The 16,137-nt window shown below is 46.4% G+C and carries 12 protein-coding genes; 11 read left to right on the top strand and 1 reads right to left on the bottom strand.

The features are described from left to right. Nucleotides 1–313 precede the first annotated feature (313 nt). From H8Z76_RS06515 to H8Z76_RS06505, 3 genes are all read left to right on the top strand, one after another. Nucleotides 314–1,711: a radical SAM protein gene (locus H8Z76_RS06515; protein WP_022516170.1), complete on the top strand. Its 1,398-nt coding sequence runs from the start codon at nt 314–316 to the stop codon at nt 1,709–1,711. A 13-nt stretch (nt 1,712–1,724) separates the two neighbouring features. Then, nucleotides 1,725–2,732, top strand: coding sequence for a lysylphosphatidylglycerol synthase transmembrane domain-containing protein (locus H8Z76_RS06510; protein ID WP_330594982.1), 1,008 nt, complete (start codon nt 1,725–1,727; stop codon nt 2,730–2,732). A 159-nt stretch (nt 2,733–2,891) separates the two neighbouring features. Then, a complete protein-coding gene (locus H8Z76_RS06505) occupies nt 2,892–4,850 on the top strand; it encodes an LTA synthase family protein (RefSeq protein WP_186981985.1) in 1,959 nt (652 codons plus the stop codon). A gap of 45 nt (nt 4,851–4,895) precedes the next feature. Here the strand turns inward: H8Z76_RS06505 and H8Z76_RS06500 are convergent, their stop codons facing one another. Continuing rightward, entirely contained in the window at nt 4,896–5,726 is an 831-nt protein-coding gene (locus H8Z76_RS06500; RefSeq protein WP_022516174.1) for an AraC family transcriptional regulator, read from the bottom strand. A 297-nt stretch (nt 5,727–6,023) separates the two neighbouring features. On the opposite strand from H8Z76_RS06500, the gene H8Z76_RS06495 reads away from it, so the two are divergent. The 8 genes from H8Z76_RS06495 to H8Z76_RS06460 all read left to right on the top strand — a co-directional run bounded on the left by H8Z76_RS06495 (nt 6,024) and on the right by H8Z76_RS06460 (nt 16,131). Then, the gene (locus tag H8Z76_RS06495) at nt 6,024–7,208 is read left to right on the top strand and encodes a trans-sulfuration enzyme family protein (RefSeq protein ID WP_022516175.1); all 1,185 of its coding nucleotides are present in this window, start codon (nt 6,024–6,026) and stop codon (nt 7,206–7,208) included. A 119-nt stretch (nt 7,209–7,327) separates the two neighbouring features. Then, nucleotides 7,328–8,182 (top strand): diaminopimelate epimerase, encoded by an 855-nt coding sequence (gene dapF, locus H8Z76_RS06490; protein WP_022516176.1) that lies wholly within the window; start codon nt 7,328–7,330, stop codon nt 8,180–8,182. A 220-nt stretch (nt 8,183–8,402) separates the two neighbouring features. After that, nucleotides 8,403–9,884, top strand: a complete 1,482-nt coding sequence (locus tag H8Z76_RS06485; RefSeq protein ID WP_022516177.1) for a UDP-N-acetylmuramoyl-L-alanyl-D-glutamate--2,6-diaminopimelate ligase — start codon at nt 8,403–8,405, stop codon at nt 9,882–9,884. A 76-nt stretch (nt 9,885–9,960) separates the two neighbouring features. Further along, complete coding sequence (gene flgM, locus H8Z76_RS06480; RefSeq protein ID WP_186981984.1) at nt 9,961–10,242, top strand: flagellar biosynthesis anti-sigma factor FlgM; 282 nt, start codon at nt 9,961–9,963, stop codon at nt 10,240–10,242. A 21-nt stretch (nt 10,243–10,263) separates the two neighbouring features. Next, entirely contained in the window at nt 10,264–10,776 is a 513-nt protein-coding gene (locus H8Z76_RS06475) for a flagellar protein FlgN (RefSeq protein ID WP_022516179.1), read from the top strand. Nucleotides 10,777–10,802: 26 nt separating this feature from the next. Beyond that, the gene (locus H8Z76_RS13865; RefSeq protein WP_022516180.1) at nt 10,803–12,671 is read left to right on the top strand and encodes a flagellar hook-associated protein FlgK; all 1,869 of its coding nucleotides are present in this window, start codon (nt 10,803–10,805) and stop codon (nt 12,669–12,671) included. Nucleotides 12,672–12,686: 15 nt separating this feature from the next. Then, nucleotides 12,687–14,582, top strand: a complete 1,896-nt coding sequence (gene flgK, locus H8Z76_RS06465; protein WP_186981983.1) for a flagellar hook-associated protein FlgK — start codon at nt 12,687–12,689, stop codon at nt 14,580–14,582. A gap of 13 nt (nt 14,583–14,595) precedes the next feature. Further along, the gene (locus H8Z76_RS06460; RefSeq protein WP_022516182.1) at nt 14,596–16,131 is read left to right on the top strand and encodes a flagellin N-terminal helical domain-containing protein; all 1,536 of its coding nucleotides are present in this window, start codon (nt 14,596–14,598) and stop codon (nt 16,129–16,131) included. The last annotated feature ends 6 nt before the right edge of the window (nt 16,132–16,137 follow it).

Genomic DNA, 16,137 nt, shown 5'->3' with positions numbered 1-16,137 from the left:
AGATGCTCCTTTCGTGAAAAAATACAGCTAAACATACAAAAACAGTATACCACAATAATGTGTGCATTTGAGGAATGATTTATTGACAAAAGTTTGATTTTAGGTATAATTCCATGTAGCGGCGTTGCACATAAGCAAAAGAAAAAGCTGCTACAAAGTCAGACTTTTGTATATTGAAATTGACAAAATGGTGAAAATGTATATTGCAGGAATACATAAAAATGTGATTGCATATGTTCATGTGAATTATATTTACATATACTGACACCTAGATTTATTCAAAAGTTAAAGGAAGAGCATGGAGGTTTGTGAGATGGCAAAATTAACACAGGCAGTTGAAAGAAAAGCATTTAGTGCGGCAATCGATGTGGCATTAAAGCATATTAATAAAGACCGCGAAAAAGGACTGCTTCAGATCGTTGATCTGGCACAGAAATTTATGGGCGACAACTTTCAGGCTGCTGCATACGACGGCGCAAGAAAGATGATCCAGAACCCGGATCAGAAATGGATGAGATATGTGAACCGTCTTTTGGATGAGACAGATCCGCATGTTGCGAAAATGACAGCACTGAATTTAGGTTATCAGGCAGCATTCTGCGGAACCAAGACGATCCGTAAGATGAGAGAAGTGCATAACTGCAATATCCCGTGGCTGATCCTGATGGATCCGACCAGCGCATGTAATCTGCACTGTACCGGATGCTGGGCAGCAGAGTACGGTAACAAGTTAAATCTGACATTTGATGAGCTGGACAGCATTGTTACACAGGGAAAAGAACTTGGAATTTATTTCTATATGTTTACCGGTGGAGAACCGTTAGTCCGCAAAGCGGATCTGATCAAACTGTGCGAGAAGCACAATGAATGTGCATTCCACAGCTACACAAACGGTACACTGGTTGACCAGAAATTCTGTGATGATATGAAACGTGTCGGAAACCTTTCCCTTTCCATCAGTCTGGAAGGATTTGAGGACACCAACGATTTCCGTAGAGGAAACGGTGTATTCGACAAGGTTATCGCGGCAATGGATCTGCTTCATGAAAACGGACTGATCTTTGGTAACTCCGTATGTTATACATCCAAGAACATGGATGCCGTAACAAGCGATGAGTTCTTTGATCTGCTGATCGAGCACGGAAGCCGTTTCGCATGGTATTTCCATCTGATGCCGGTAGGTATGAAAGCATCTCCTGAACTGATGCCGACCAAAGAGCAGAGAGAATATATTTACCACAGAATCCGTGAAGTCCGTGGATTTGAAGGTGGTAAGGAAATCTTCGTTATGGACTTCCAGAACGATGGTGAATATGTCGGAGGATGTATCGCCGGAGGAAGAAATTACTGTCATATCAATCCGAAGGGTGATGTGGAGCCGTGTGTATTCATCCATTACTCAGGAGCGAATATCCGCGAGAAGAGCCTGTTAGAATGTCTGAAACAGCCGCTTTTCATGGCATACAGAGACGGTCAGCCGTTCAATGAGAACATGCTTCGTCCGTGCCCGATGCTTGAGAATCCGGAACTCTTACAGAAGATGGTTCACGAAAGTGGAGCGCACTCTACAGACGTAGAAGAAGTAGAACCGGTAGAGCATCTGTGTGGAAAATGCGTGGAATATGCAAAAGAGTGGCAGGGAACTGCGGATAAGTTATGGGCAGCGCATCCGCATGAACAAAAAGGTTATACTAATTACAAGAAAAAGTAAGGAGTGATCTTTCATCCGCGGAAAAAAGAAACAGATCATAAAATTAATATTTGTTGCCGCGATCGTAGCGGCGATCGTGTATACATTCCGCGATTCGGCAAAGCCGATCGCGGAGCAGTTAAAACAGACGTCTTTTCAGGTCATTCTTGCGATCTGCGCGGCGTCTGTGCTCTATGAGCTCGTGGAAGGATGGATCACTTATGCATTCGCGCGTCATTATAATCCGGGGTTTCGTTATCTGGACGGTGTGGAGAGCGCGTTTTACTGCAGCTTTTACCGTGTGGCAACGCTGGGCAGTGGCGCGGGGATCGCGGCGATCTATTATTTCCATGAAAAAGAGATCGATTATTCAAAATCCACAGGCATGTATATGATCGAGTATGTGATCCATAAAGTGAGCATCGCGATCCTGTCGGTTCTTCTTTTGATCTTTAATTTTGGATTTTTTAAGCAGAACTACAGCTCGTATCTCTGGATGCTCGTGCTCGGCTATGGGATTACCGTGGTCGTGGCGTGTTTTCTGCTTCTGTTTTGCTGTTCGACGCGGTTTCACCGGCTGCTTTTGTGGCTGAGCGAAAAGGTGAACCGTAAACTGAACGGAAAAATAGAGCGCCAGAAGGCGCAGCTTGCGGAATACTGCGGGATTTTGGAGGAGGCGACGAGAGATCTTCTGCGGGATGGCAGACTGATCTTTACAGCGGTCTTAAAAAATCTGCTGAAATTCGCCTGCTGGTATTCGATCCCGTATCTGGTGCTGCGTGCCGAGTGTGATCTTACGCTGTTTCAGGGAATGGCAGTCATGTCTTTGACGGCGATGCTCGCGGCGGTGATCCCTTCACCGGCAGGGATCGGTTCCACTGAGTTTGTATTTACACTGCTTTTTTCCGTATTGATCGGGACAGGACTTGCGGGGTCCACATCCCTGTTATATCGTTTTGCGACATTCGTATTTCCGTTTCTGATCGGGGCGGTTGTGGCGCTGAACCATCAGAGGAAGAAACGCATACAAAGAAACAGTTAAAGCACATCTGTCTAAAGAAAGGCGGATGTGTTTTTTCTTGCATAAAAAAGCGGGAAATCCGGCGGACTCTTGTAAAAGACGCGGATTTGCGGTATAGTAGCGTAGGGAAAAATGAAAGTATATTGGGATAGATTATAGAAACAGGAACAGGAATGCATTATGAAATTTGAATTTACATTTGAGAAAAGAAACTGCATTACGAGCGGGATCGCATTTGCGGTTATGTTGGGCTTCTGTCTTTATTCCGGGAAAACACCGCTTATGGCGGTTATATTCGGCGCGGTTTATTTCCTGCTGAAAGGTCTTTCGATAGAACTTACACCGAAACTCAACTATGTATGGCTGGCGCTTGAGGTGGCGGTGAGCAGTGTGTTTACCGAACTTCTGATCCAGCATATGCTGCTTTTGCCGGAGGATCGTACGAGGATCACAAGCCAGAAATGGACTTTAAATATTTTGTGCTGCGCGGTGGTTTATCTGGGACTGATTTTTCTTACCGCGCGTCCGAAGATCGCCTGTATGACAGCGCATATTTTTCTGATGTCGCTTGGCGGGATCAATTACTTCGTGTGGCAGTTCCGCCAGAATGAGTTTACCTTCGGAGATTTAAAAGCAATCTCCACCGGGCTCAGCGTTGCGTCTGAGTATCACTTTTCGCTGGATACAAGAGCTGCGATGGCGGTCATTTTATCAATCGTGTATGTGGCGGGGATCCGGCGGATCAATCTTTCGTTTAAACGGATCTATGTGCTGCGGGCACTCAGCCTTTGCGCGGCGGTTGTCCTGGTCACCCATATTGCGATCAAGGCAGAGTTGATCGTGACAGAGACCTGGGAACAGAAAGGAACCTACCGCAACGGTTATATTTTGAATTTTGTGCTGGGAATCCGTGATTCCTTTGTGGAAAAACCGGCGGATTATTCGCTGGACACCATAAAGGAACTGGAAGACAAGTATGGAACGACGGCGGCGGATGCGGATGTCGCGAAGGAAACAGAGGACGCACCGGTCATCATCGCGATCATGAATGAGTCCTTTGCGGATCTTGGCGTGATTGGTGATCTGCGCACAAATCAGGAAGTGACGCCGTTTCTGGATTCGATGGATACCAATATTACAAAAGGCTGCGCGCTCTCGTCGGTATTCGGGGCAAAGACGCCGAACTCCGAGTGGGAATTCCTGACCGGAAACACGATGGCGTATCTGCCGAGCGGCTCTGTGGCGTATCAGCAGTATGTATCGGGAAATACCTATTCACTGGTCAGCACGCTCGAAAGCTACGGCTATAACTGTGTGTCCATGCATCCGTATTACGCGACCGGCTGGAGCAGAAATAAGGTTTATCCGCTGCTTGGATTTACCCAGAGTTATTTTATCGATGATTTTGATCAGAGCAACATTGTGCGTGAATACATCACGGACGAGGAGCTTTACAATAAGATCATCGCGCAGTATGAGGCGAAAGATCCGGATGAGAAGCTCTTTATCATGAGCATTACCATGCAAAATCACGGTGGTTATACCGATGAGTATCCGAACTTTACCGAGAATGTGCGGATGACCAATGGTTATTATTCGGATGTAAACCAGTATCTGTCCCTGGTCAATACCAGCGATCAGGCACTGGAAAAACTGATCAATTATTTCTCGAATGTGGATCAGAAGGTGGAGATCGTCTTTTTCGGAGATCATCAGCCGAGCTTAAACAGCAGCTTTTACCGTCAGATGAACGGAAAAGGCCTTTCCGGGCTTACGATCGATGAACTGGAAGAACTGTTTACCGTGCCGTTCTTCATCTGGACAAACTATGATTCAGAGACGCAGACGGATGTGCATACATCACTCAACTATCTGTCCACCATGGTGTTGGATAAGGCGGGGCTGCCGTTGACGCCATATCACAAATTTCTGGAGGATCTGCAGACGAAGGTTCCGGCAATGAACTCGCGCGGCTTTTATTCTACGCAGGATGGGGAATACAAGCACTACGTCGATGCGACCGGAGAAGAAAAAGAAATGCTGGATCAGTATCAGATCTTACAGTATAACGATATGTTTGATAAGAAAAACCGCAGTGACGTGTTCTTTTCTTATCAGGGAGCAAATAAAAAAGAGTAGGAAAGAATAAGAAAGAATGGAAAAAGTCCCGTGGGAGCATCCGTATCAGAGATCCCGCGGGGCTTTTTTGAAATATTTTTTGTAGGCTCTCGAAAAAGAAGAATAGTTCTTAAAGCCACTGGCAAAGCAGGCTTCGGTGATCGGTGAGCCGTCGCGGATCAGATCCCTTGCCCGGAGCAGGCGCCTGGTGGTCAGGTAATTTCCGATCGTGTAGCCGGTCTCCTCTTTGAAACTGTGCATCAGATAATATTTGCTGATGTAAAATTGCTCCGACAGCCGGTCAATCGAAATATCTTCCGTGAGATGCGTGTTCAAAAAATCAAGCAGGGCAAGGATCTTCGGATTGGAAGCGCTTGTGTTGACATAGTCGATGTGATTGTGGATCGTTGCGCGGTTTAACTGGATCATAAATTCCAGAAACAGGATATTCTGGTACAGCTCGCCGGCATAATCCGCATCCGAAAACGATTTTTCCAGTTCGCAGGTCACTTCGTAGAGTTTGCTGCGGTGAAAAGAATCCATGCGCAGGACATTGGACTTTTCCTCTTGCGCTTTTTTGAAACAGTAGTTCAGATCGTAGTTCTCATTCTGGTAGGAACTGATAAAATCCGGAGAAACATAGATGATGATGCGCTCATAGACCGCGTCGCTGTGGATCACGGGGCGGTGGATCTCTCCGGCTTTTACAAAGACCACATCATAGGGCTGCAGCTCGTAAGAATGCCCCTCGATACAGTAGCTGACATCTCCCCGGATAAAGATCAGGATCTTGTTGAAATCGTGGTAGTGAAAAGAAAAATCTTTTTTCTGCCGGTCGATGATGTGGAACATTTTGAAGTTTGTAGTGAGATAACCGGTTTTTTCGTAGTTTTCCATATGTAACCTCCGTACATTTATCGCCGGAATGCGGCATTCTATCAACACTGTCTGTCAGCCCGCTTAGGCACACTGGAAAAGCACTGCTAAGAGCGGTGTGCCATGGACGGACCATCTGTATCATTTCTTGAAAATTTCAAAGACAACTGTTATGTTCAGTATAAAGCATTATCTGCAATGTATAAAGCATTATTTTGATATTCTTTCAAAATAATGTCATATATAATGGAAACAGACTAAAAATGGCGAAACTATGCAGTTGACAAGATAAAACCTGAGAGAAAGGCGGTTTTTATTATGAAAAATTTCAGCAATTATACCGATTTTGATACAAAAGAAAATCTTGCGTTTGATTCCAAAGTGGTACACGGCGCACTTGGAACGGAGCCGCTTACCGGCGCGGTAAGCATGCCGATCTTCCAGGCGGCGACTTTCCGCCATCCGGAGTTTGGGCAGACCACAGGTTTTGCGTACAGCAGACTGGAAAATCCGACCAGACTGGAGCTTGAGCGCACCATGGCGATCCTGGAAGGTGGTATCCGTGGATTCGCGTTTTCCAGTGGACAGGCTGCCAACATGGCGGTATTTTCCCTGCTTGAGCCGGGTGATCACATTATCCTTTCGGATGATATTTATGGCGGAACATTCCGTATCATCGGGGATGTGTTTGGCAAGTACGGAATAGAACACACCTATGTTGACATGTCAGATCTGGATGCGGTACAGGCAGCAATACAGAAGAATACCAAGATGTTTTTCATTGAGACACCGACCAATCCGATGATGAAGGTGGCGGATATTCACGCTGTTTCCGAGATCGCAAAAGGAATCGGCGCGCTGACTGTTGTGGACAACACATTCCTGACACCGTATTTCCAGAAACCGCTTACACTTGGCGCGGACATCGTAACACACAGTTCGACCAAATATCTGGGCGGACACAACGACACGATCTCCGGTATCGTAGTGGTAAAGGATGACGAGGAGATCGCGGAGAAGATCAATATCCATATCAAATCCCACGGAAGCCAGCTCGCTCCGTTAGATTCCTGGCTGGTGCTGCGTGGCATCAAGACGCTTGCAGTCCGCATGGACAAGCACAACGCCAACGCAAAGAAAGTGGCGCACTGGCTGCGTGAACAGAAAAAAGTAGAGAAAGTTTACTATGTCGGATTTGAAGATCACAAGGACTATGATGTGACCTTAAAACAGACGACCGGATTTGGCGGAATGATCTCCTTTACCGTGGACAGTGAAGAGACCGTTATGAAGATCTTAAAGAATGTGGATATGATCATGTTTGCGGAGAGCCTTGGTGGAACCGAGACACTGATCACTTATCCGACGACACAGACGCACGAAGATACGCCGGAAGATGTCAAAGAAAAACTTGGTATCACACGCAGCTTCCTCCGTATGTCCGTTGGAATCGAGAATCCGGACGATATTATCGCGGATCTGGATCGCGCGATGAATGGTTAAAAAATAAAAATGAGTTTGAACATGCACGGGTGGATGGCAAAAAGCTGCTGCCCGTGTTCCTGTTTCCCGTGTTTTTACCAGAAAAATCGGGAAAGATGAAAGTAAAGGAGATAAGCGATATGAAATTTACGAAAATGCAGGCATTTGGCAATGATTATGTATATATTGACGCAATCCACCAGAAATTAAATAACTTACCGGAGCTGGCAAGATTTGTGAGCGACCGCCATTTCGCGATCGGCTCGGATGGCATGGTGCTGATCTGCCCGTCGGATAAGGGGGACTTCCGTATGCGCATGTTCAACCCGGACGGAAGCGAGGGCGAGATGTGTGGCAACGCGCTGCGAAGTGTCGGTAAATATGTATACGATCACAGGCTGACCGATCAGACGGATCTGGTCATTGAAACCCTTGGCGGGATGCAGCATCTGAATCTGACGGTGAAAGACGGACTGGTTTCCAATATCCGTGCGGATATCGGCGAGCCGCGCTTAGACACAAAAGTGATCCCGGTCAATACCGATCTTCCGCAGTTTGTGGATCAGCCGGTAAAAGTATTAGACCGCACCTTCCACATCACGGCGGTATCCTGGGGCAACCCGCACTGCGCAATGTTTGTAGACAGTGTTGCGGATCTCGATGTGGAAAAATACGGAAAAGAGATTGAGCATATGACGAGCCTGTTTCCGAATAAGACGAATGTGACCTTTGTGGAATTTGTGAGCCGGGACTATGTAAAGCAGCGGGAGTGGGAGCGCGGAACCGGAGAGACGATCGGCTGCGGAACCGGATGCTGTACGGCAGTTGTGACGGGCGTCCTGACCGGACGGTGTGACAGAAAAGTTACGGTAGAGCAGGTCGGCGGACCGCTTCATATCGAGTGGGACGAAAAAACAAATCATATGTTCATGACCGGACCGTCCCATACCGTATTTGAGTCAGAGATCGATGCATCACATATTTTGAACCAATAAAAAGTTTCTGCGCATACTCTGAATTTGAGAATTTTCAGGAATGCCGGATTTTTAATCGGATGGATCTGTGTTCGCAAAAATGGTACAAGTCTGGAAGATTGTCCGGCCGGGGACAGACAAATCTGCAGAAATTCTGCATTGCAGTTTGTCCCCAGCCGGACAATATCCGGAAATGCTTGCGTTACCGGGAACACAAAAAATAAGAAAATGGAGGATAAAGATGAAGTTAAGAGAACTTTGTGAAAAGATAGAATACACCTGTCTGCAGGGCAGCATGGACGTGGAGATCGCGGACATTATATATGATTCAAGAAAATTAGAGCAGGGAACGGCGTTTGTCTGCATGATCGGTGCGAAGACCGACGGACACAAATATATCCCGGATGCGGTGGCGAAAAAAGCGTCGGCGATCGTAGTGGAAAAAGAAGTGGATCTGGCGGAGATCCCGGCAGAGATCACGGTGATCTCCGTGGCATCGGCAAGAAAAGCGCTTGCCTGCATGTCAGCGGCGTATTTCGGTTATCCGGCAAGAGAACTGACAACGATCGGACTGACCGGAACCAAGGGAAAGACGACAACGACTTATATGATCAAAAGCGTACTGGAACACGCGGGAAAAAAAGTCGGCCTGATCGGAACGATCGGTTCCCTTGCGGGAGATAAAAAACTGCCGTCCAAGAATACGACGCCGGAGTCCTACGAGCTGCACCGTCTGTTTCGTGAAATGGTAAAAGAGGGCTGCAGCCATGTGGTCATGGAGGTATCTTCCCAGGGACTGAAACTGGATCGTACCGCAGGCATCGAATTTGATTACGGCGTATTTACCAATCTTTCCCCGGATCATATCGGACCGGCGGAACATGCGTCTTTCGAGGAATATATGGAGTGCAAAAGCCTCTTGTTCCGTCAGTGCAGATGCGGCATCGTAAATGCGGATGACGAGCATGTGGAAGGCATTTTAAAAGGACATACCTGTGAAGTCAAAACATTTTCCTGCGAAAAACAGGCGGATCTCATGGCAGAAAATATCGGATTTTTACAGGAGAACGGAAAACTCGGAATGCATTTTCACACCAAAGGCTGTATGGACTGCGAAGCGCGCGTACACATCCCGGGCAGATTTTCGGTATACAACGCGCTCGTGACCATGCTCGTGTGCCATCTGGCGGGAGTCGGAGATGAAGCGATCCTTGCAGCGTTAAGCGAGGTACAGGTCAAGGGCAGAGTGGAGATGGTTCCGGTGTCGGACAAATTTACACTCATCATCGATTACGCGCACAACGAGGTCAGCACCAGAAGTGTGCTCACAACGCTGCTTGAGTACCATCCGAAACGGCTGATCTGTGTTTACGGCGGAGGCGGAAACCGTTCCAAACTGCGCCGTTATGACATGGGAGAGGTTACGGGCGAGATGGCGGATCTCTGTGTGCTCACCTGTGACAATCCAAGAGACGAGGAGATTTCCGATATCAACAACGATATCAAGGTCGGACTTGCGAAAAGCAACGGAAAATATATCGAGATCGATGACAGAAAAGAAGCGATCCGCTACTGTATTGAAAATGCAAAAGAAGGCGATATGATCGTGCTGCTCGGAAAAGGCCATGAAAATTATCAGGAGATCAAAGGCGTGAAATATCATTTTGATGAGCGCGAGGCAGTTGCCGAGATTATGGAAGAAATGAAAAAAGGGCTAATGTAATTGCAATTTCGTCCGATAAATACATTAGAAAGTTCATTGGGAACTTAGCAATTCAGGGAAGAAAGGAGATGCCGTTATGCGTATAGAATCCATCAGTCAGGTAGCATCTTTATATAAAACAACAAAGACATCTGCGAAATATAACGTAAATGCTGCGTCTTATGGCAGGGATTATCTCAGTATCTCACAGACAGGGCAGGACTACCAGATCGCAAAACAGGCAGTTGCGGAAACTTCAGATATCAGGGAAGATAAGGTTTCTCGGTTGAAAAACAAAATGTCAACGGGCAGTTATTCGGTTGATACGGGAGATTTTGCAGAAAAACTTTTAGCACATTACAATGCAATGAACAACTAAGCAAGGAATGAGGATAAGACAGTGGCCAGTTTAATGGACGACCTTTTGGACGTAATCGAACAAGAAGAAAAACATTACCGGAAGCTGATCGGGTTATCGACAGACAAGAAGAACGCGATCATCAAGGGAGACATCCGGACATTAGAGGATATTACAAATGAAGAACAGGATGTCACCAGCATTTTGAAGAATCTCGAGACAAAAAGATCCGGGGTTCTTGCGGATATGGCGGATGTACTCGGACAGGATGCCGAGACACTTACCGTACGCAAAATGATAGATCTTCTGGAAAAACAGCCGAACGAACAAAAGAAGTTGTCCGATCTGTGTGACCGTCTGCGTCATACCCTGGATGAGATGTCTGCGGTAAACGAGCAGAACCGGGTTCTGCTTGAACAGGCACTTGAAATGGTGAACTTTGACCTGACCCTGTTTAAAAGTCTGCGTCAGGCTCCCGAGACGGCAAATTACGACAAAAACGCTTATAACACCGGAGAACTGCTTGGAAGCAGCGGTTTTGACGCAAAACAGTAAGATAAGGGAAGAAGGGAGAAGAAACCGTGGCAAATTCATTTGGAAGTTTATATATAGGAAGTTCCTCACTCAGGAACCACCAGAACGCGATCAACACAACAGCGAACAACCTTGCAAACGTAGGTACGACAGGTCATGTACGTCAGCAGGTACTGTTCACCGATGAAAATTATATCAAATTTGCGAATGCTGCGATCAGTCCGCAGCAGTACGGACTTGGTGTGTCGATCGGGGATGTGGTACATACGAGAGACATGTTTCTGGACAAGTTATACCGCTCTACCTCAGCGCGGTCAGCGTTTTACGAAACATCCTATGAGGCAGCTTATGAAGTGCAGACTTATCTGCAGGAAATGGAAGGAAAGCAGTTCCAGAACGCACTGAAAGATTTCTGGAACGCGTTTAATAATTTCGGAACAGATCCGGGAAATTCAACCGCACAGAACATGGTCATCCAGAAAGCGAGCCTGTTCCTCAGCCGTTCCAAGGCGGTTTATTCCGGACTCAAATCTTATCAGAAGAATATCAATACACAGATTTCCGAAAAAATAGATAAAGTAAATGAACTGGCGCAGAACATTTTCGACCTGAATTATGAGATCCAGAAGATCGAAGCGGGCGGCATTGAGACCGCGATGGACTTAAGAGACGCGAGAGATCAGGCGCTGGATCAGCTTTCTGCGTACGGAAAGATCGAATATGAAGAAAATCCGGATGGCATCGTGAGCGTCCGTTTTGAGAACCACGATCTTCTCGATGAAGTGCGTGTGTACAATATGGCAAAACAGACCGACAAAGTAACGGATTTCATTACGCCGTACTGGCCGAATACATCGGATATGACATCCGGCGATCTGGATTATGTCTATGATCTGACCGAGGAGATCTCCTCCGACATGAATACGGATATGGGATCGATCAAGGCACAGCTTCTCGCACGCGGCGATATGACACCGACCTATTATAATCTGTTCCACAATGCGGATGGAAGCACGATGACAAGCGAGCAGTATCAGGAAGGCATCGGAAAATCCACGATGATGAATTCACTGGCAGAGTTCGATCAGCTCATCCACACGATGATGACACAGATCAATGACCTGTTCTGCCCGAATACGCAGGTGGCGGAAGACGGCACCTGCTATGATGCGGACGGAAACGTACTCTATCATACGATCGAGGCAACGGTCAACGGCGAAACAGTCCGCGTGCTGGCAGATGAAAACGGCAATGCCTACTATGACGCGGATGGAAATATGATCGTTGCGACAGACGCAAAGTTTTTGGATGTGAATACAACACCGCGCGGAGAGGACGGACAGCTGCCGCCGCAGGAACTGTTCAAACGAAACGGATGTGACCGCTATACCGAGATTACGCTTCGTGATGCGGCGGGCAATGCGGTTACGGACGCAAACGGAAATGAGATCAAGATCTGGAAATACAATGAGGAAGATCTAAACGACCGTTCCAAAATGTATACGACCGAGGGCGTGTCCATTAACGGCGATCTCTTAAAGATCGGAACCAATCTCCCGCATATGAAAGCAAATATGAAAGACGTGGATTATGATCTGGGAAATAAACTTCTTGCGGCATGGACAACAGAGTCAATGTGGCTCAGTCCGTACGACACAGAGAACTGTACCTTTGAGAAGTTCTACACGAAGATGGTAGATGAACTGGCAATGAACGGCAATATCTACGCAACGGCGACAGATACACTTTCCGGATCCCTGTTATCTACGGATAACAAGAGACAGGAAGTGATCGGTGTTTCCACGGACGAAGAACTTACAAACATGATCAAGTACCAGAACGGATATAACGCTGCGAGCCGTTACATCAACGTGATCGCGGCAATGATCGATACACTGCTCAACAGCATGCGTTAGGGAGGAAGATAAAATATGCCATCAACATTTTTTGGACTTACGATTGCGGGATCTGGGTTAAGCTCTTTCCAGGCAGCGATCAATACGACCGCAAATAATATTTCAAACGTTCAGACGGACGGATATACCAAACAGGTTGCAAATCGTGTGGCATCAGAAGCCTTACGCGTGCATCAGAAGTACGGAACAACCGGTTCCGGTGTTACAACGACATCGATCACGCAGGTACGCGATTTCTACTATGATGTAAAATACTGGGAAAACAACGCAAATGTCGGTTATTACGACAAGCGGCTTTACTATATGAAACAGATCGAGACCTATTATATCGATGATGAAAAGACCTATCAGAAGGGATTTTCCACAATCCTCGATACCATGTTCAAAGATCTTGACAGTTTGAAAGGAAATGCGGGGGATGTCAACAAACGAAATGAGTTTATCGGCGCCAGCAACAATCTCACAAGCTATTTTACCGGAATTTCAGAAGAACTTCAGAGCCTTCAGTCAAGCTGCAATGACGAGATCAAGACGATCGTTGCGAAAGTAAACGCGACGGCGTCAAAGATCGCGACACTGAACAAGCAGATCAACCAGCTCGAGTTAAACGGCGGATATGCCAACGAGCTGCGTGACCAGCGTGCGCTTCTGATCGACGATCTTGCCCAGATCGTGCCGGTGACTGTAAATGAAGTGCCAATCAAGGATTCCAAGTATCCGGATCGTGTCACAGGCGCGAACTGGTATACGGTATCCATCAATGGCCAGGATATTGTAGACGGCTATGATTACCGCACCATAGAGTGCCGTGCGCGTGATTACAAGGTAAACCAGACCGATATCGACGGACTTTACGATCTCTACTGGTCAGATACCGGAAATTCTTTCAACACCACAAACGCGAGCATGAACGGACAGCTTCGTGCCCTGTTTGAGATGCGTGACGGAAATAATGAAGAAAACTTTTCCGGAGTTCTGACAAAGGTCGATGGAAATAAAGTGACGTTTGACCAGAAACTTTCCATCACAGACATGGCTGGCATGAATATGGACACGGAAGGAATCATCACGATCGGAAACAAGAATTTCCATTACAACGGATTTTCCTATAAAACAACGGTAGACGCGGAAGGGAACGAGACGATTACGTCTTTCACATTCAATCTGGAAGATGTTGACGCAGCCGTTAATTTAGATGATTATGTTGGAAAGAAAGCCGAGATCGGAACCAGTATAGATTCCCTCGGTATTCCATATTATATGAATCAGATGACTGCGTTTGTACGTTCATTCGCTTCAAAATTCAACCGTCTGGAACAGACCGGTGTGGACTTAAACGGAAATGACATGCGCACGTTCTTTGTGGCGAACATTACAAAAGAAGAGAGAGCATTTGCGGACGATAACTTTGAAATGAAAGCAGGCAACTACACTTACACAAGTGAAAGCGACACTTACTACTGGCTGACGGCGGCAAATTTCGGTGTCGCCAAAGAGTGCGTCAAAGATCCGACCCGTTTTTCAACGATCACAAAAGATAAATACAATGAATTAAAAGGCAAGGATCCGACCGGCGATATCACACAGGGTGAGGATGCTTATGACCTTGCGGAAGAACTCTTGAAGCTGCAATCTGATGTGAAGATGTACCGCAACTGCGGAGCATCCGATTTCTTAAAGTGCCTGTACAATGACGTATCGGTTGATAAGCAGGAGGCAAGCACTTTCAACGAGAACTTTGCCAATATTTCGGAATCCATCACGTCACAGCGCCTTTCCATTTCCGGCGTGGACGAAGATGAAGAAGCGCTTGATCTGGTAAAATTCCAGAATGCTTATAATCTGTCATCCCAGATGGTTCAGGTTATGACAGAGATGTACGATCAGCTGATCTTACAGACCGGAGTATAAGGAGGATAAATAAATGCGAGTTACCAATAACATGATCATGAACACGACAAAATCAAATATTAACCGCAACAAGATCGAAGTAGACAGAATGAACACGCAGATGTCCACGCAGAAAAAGATCGATGTGCCATCGGATGATCCGGTCATTGCAGTCCGCTCTCTGCGTCTCAGAAGTACGTTAAACCAGATCGACCAGTACCTGAATACCAACGTAAAGGATGCGGAGTCCTGGATTGAGATGACGCAGTCTTCTTTAACGACATTAAATTCGGTACTTGATAAAATCCATACACAGTGTAATGATGGATCCAATACCTATCTGACACAGAGCAACCGTAATACGATACTGACTCAGTTAAAACAGCTTCGTGATCAGATCTATCAGGAGGGAAACAATGATTATGCCGGCAGAACGATCTTTACCGGATACAAGACCAACACCACACTGACTTTCCAGACGGATTCAAAAGCAAGTTATACGATCACAGAGCCGTCTTCCTATGAAAATATTGAAGAAAAAGATTATTATACCCATACATTTGAATCTTTCTCAGATGTTCCGGCAAATGAACCGGCAGCAGATGTAGACAAAGTGACGATCCAGAGGATCCGCTTGTCTTACAACGCGATCAAAAATCCGACGGACATCACATTTACCTACAAAATGCAGAATGGAACGACGGCGACAGAAGTTTTGGATACGACCGGCGCGGGAGCATCTGCCAATGGTTTTACATTCAAACAGATGACGAACAGCAATCTGAATGCAGCGGATTATGCAGTCGGTGATGATGAAGTGATCTTAAATACTGATACCGGAGAGCTGCTCCTTGGAAAGAATGCAGCGGACTTTATACGTTCCAACAAAGCAAGCGTTTCTGTCACCTATGACAAGACTGGTTTTAACGAGGGAGAACTTCGCCCGGAGCATTATTTCAACTGTACGGATAAGACAGATACGGCAAATCCTGTGAAATACATCAACTACAATGACAAAGGCGAGCGGATGTATCAGGATATCAATTACTACATCGGAAACAATCAGTCGATCACAGTCAATACGCTGGCAGCGGATACCTTTAACGCCTCGATCGGAAGAGATGTAGATGAGCTTTCCGATGCGGTACAGTTTGCGATGAACGCTTACGATACCGTAGAGAAAATCAAAGCGATGCAGTCCTCAGAACGTTATTCTTCTGATGCGGATCAGGAAATGTTAAGCAAATGGTATGACGCGGCACAAAGACAGTTGGACTATGCAAACCAGAACATGCAGGATCTTTATAATGCAAAACTGACAACTGTTGACAATTATACAAAAGATGTAAACCTTGCGCTTACAACGGTAGGAGCAAAGGGACAGCGTCTGGATCTGGTTAAAAACCGTCTTGAGAGCAATATGACAACGGTAGAAAAATTAAAGTCGGATAACGAAGACAGAGACCTGTCGGATATCGTGATCGATTACACAGCGTCCTATACCGCTTACCAGGCTGCGCTTCAGGCGGCAAGTAAAGTACAGGAGCAGACATTACTTGATTATCTGTAAAAAGGT

It is taken from the genome of Roseburia yibonii (genome assembly GCF_014297335.1).
Lineage (GTDB): Bacteria > Bacillota > Clostridia > Lachnospirales > Lachnospiraceae > Roseburia_D > Roseburia_D yibonii.
Note: the sequence above shows the minus strand (reverse complement) of the source record. Positions and strands in the feature narration are given on the sequence as shown.